This is a genomic window from Amycolatopsis sp. SID8362, from assembly GCF_010550475.1.
Taxonomy (GTDB): Bacteria; Actinomycetota; Actinomycetes; order Mycobacteriales; family Pseudonocardiaceae; genus Amycolatopsis; species Amycolatopsis eburnea.
Window position 1 is genome coordinate 1 of record NZ_JAAGNB010000365.1, and the last position, 2,115, is coordinate 2,115.

Sequence of the window (2,115 nt, forward strand, 5' to 3'; positions counted from 1 at the left end):
AGCGTCGCCGGCCCCGCCCTCGCCTTCTGGCTGCACCGCCACGGCTTCCGCGCCACCGTCGTCGAGCGGGCCCCGAGCCTGCGCGAAGGCGGCTACAAGGTCGACATCCGCGGCGTCGCCGTCGACGTCGTCCGCCGGATGGGGCTGCTGGAGCAGGTGCACGCGGCGAGCACCGACATGCGGGGTGCGGCGTTCGTGGACAAGCGAGGCAAGCAGGTCGCGACCCTCGACGCCGACACGTTCGGCTTCCGCCACGGCGACGACACCGAGATTCTCCGCGGCGACCTCGCGAAGATCCTCTACGACGTCACCCGCGAGCACACCGAGTACGTCTTCGGCGACTGGATCACCGGCCTCGACCAAGGCCCCGACGGCGTCGAGGTGACGTTCGCCCACGGCGCGCCACGCCGGTTCGACCTGGTCGTCGGCGCCGACGGCCTGCACTCCGGCGTCCGCGCGCTCGCGTTCGGCCCGGAGGAGGACTTCCTGCGCCGGTTCGACGCCTACATCTCGATCTCGACGGTGCCCAACACGTTCGAGCTCGACCGCTGGGAACTGCTGCACTCGGCGGCGCCCGGCAAGATGGTCAACGTCTACAGCACGGCCCGCGCCGACGACGCCAAGGCCGCGTTCTGGTTCAGCGCGCCGCCGCTGACCTACGACCGGCGCGACGTCGAGGGCCAGAAGGACCTGGTGGCCGGCCAGTTCGCGGGCCTGGGCTGGGAGGTTTCAGCGCTGCTGGCCGCGATGCGCGAGGCGGGCGACTTCTACTTCGACCCGGTGTGCCAGATCGTCATGGACCACCTGTCGACCGGCCGCGTGACCCTGCTCGGCGACGCGGGCTACTGCGCGTCCCCGGCGTCGGGCCAGGGCACGAGCCTGGCACTGGCGGGCGCGTACGTCCTGGCCGGCGAGCTGGCTTCTTCGGACGACTTCGCGGCCGCGCTTTCCCGCTATGAGGCGGAAATGCGGCCGTTCATCGAGAAGAACCAGGCGCTGGCGAAGACGGCGTTGCGCGGGATCATCCCGCAGTCGCGCGCGTTCGCGTGGTTCAACACCCGGATGATCAAGCTGATGCCGTACCTGCCGGGCCGCAACCGAGTTTTGGAGCAGATGGCCCGCCCGATCCGCGAGGCGGCGAACGCGTTGGTGCTGAAGGAGTTCACGTCTTCGGCGGACCGGGCCTAGAGCGCGGCCGATCCGCGATGTCATGAAAGAGTCATTCACCTCGCCAGACGACATGAATGACCCTTTCACGACATCCCCGCGACGCCGGGTACCTCGTCAAGAGCGAGAAGTCCGGGAAGACCGCCGGGCACCACCCGGACAAGCTGCGCAAGTCCTAGAGCGCGGCCTTGACCTTGGCCGCGACCTCGGTCAGCTCCTCCCGCGACCGCACCCGCCAGTCGGCGTTCATGACGAAGCCGTCGCCGGCGTGGCGGGGGATCACGTGCAGGTGGACGTGGGGGATCTCCTGGCCGGCGGCCTTGCCGTCGGCGAGGTAGAGGTTGATGCCTTCGCACGGCAGGTCGGTGCGGCGCAGGGCCGCGGCCAGCGTCTGGGCGACGGCGAACAGGCGGCCGCCCGTCTCGGCCGGCAGTGAGGCCAGGTCCGCGTGGTGCGCGCGGGGGAGGACGAGCAGGTGGCCGGTGGTGACCGGGCGCAGGTCGACCACCGCGACGAAGTCGTCGTCCTCGTGCACGAACGCCGCCGGGGCGCGGCCGGTGGCGATGGCGCAGAAGATGCATTCGCCGCCATCGGTGGTCGCCGGCAGGCGCTTGAGTTCAGCCATGGCGTGACCCTAGCGGGTGACGGCCGGCGCTCAGCCCGCGTCGCCCAGCCAGTGGTGCAGTGCCCACCACGAGCGCACCGCGTCGAGGACCCGGCCGCCGCTGTTTTCCGCCAGGGCCAACGGGGTCAGCTCCGCCAGCCGGTCCAGGCGGTACCGGACCGTGTTCGGGTGCAGGTGCAGGGCTTCCGCCGTGGTCCGCAGGCGCTGCCCGTGGTCGAGGTAGGCCAGCGCCGTCGCCGCCAGCTCGCGGTGGAACGGGTTCGCCGGGTCCAGTGCGCCGAGCGACGACGTCGTGAGCAGGTCGGCGAGCACCGGCTGGGCGG

General features: G+C 71.3%; 3 protein-coding genes. 1 reads left to right on the forward strand and 2 read right to left on the reverse strand.

Annotated elements, in window-relative coordinates; all coding sequences use genetic code 11:
* Nucleotides 1–1,188, forward strand: a 1,188-nt coding sequence (locus tag G3I65_RS11890) for an FAD-dependent monooxygenase (RefSeq protein WP_160696153.1), incomplete at its 5' end; no start/stop codon positions are given.
* A gap of 154 nt (nt 1,189–1,342) precedes the next feature.
* Here the strand turns inward: G3I65_RS11890 and G3I65_RS11895 are convergent.
* Both G3I65_RS11895 and G3I65_RS11900 read right to left on the reverse strand, forming a co-directional pair.
* Nucleotides 1,343–1,792 (reverse strand): HIT family protein, encoded by a 450-nt coding sequence (locus G3I65_RS11895; RefSeq protein WP_160696154.1) that lies wholly within the window; start codon nt 1,790–1,792, stop codon nt 1,343–1,345.
* A gap of 30 nt (nt 1,793–1,822) precedes the next feature.
* Nucleotides 1,823–2,115: helix-turn-helix domain-containing protein (locus tag G3I65_RS11900; protein ID WP_203612358.1), on the reverse strand; the 293-nt coding region annotated here is incomplete at its 5' end.

Excerpts from the sequence above, each read along its gene's own strand:
- G3I65_RS11895 (WP_160696154.1), bottom strand. The coding sequence starts at position 1,792 with ATGGCTGAACTCAAGCGCCTGCCGGCGACCACCGATGGCGGCGAATGC.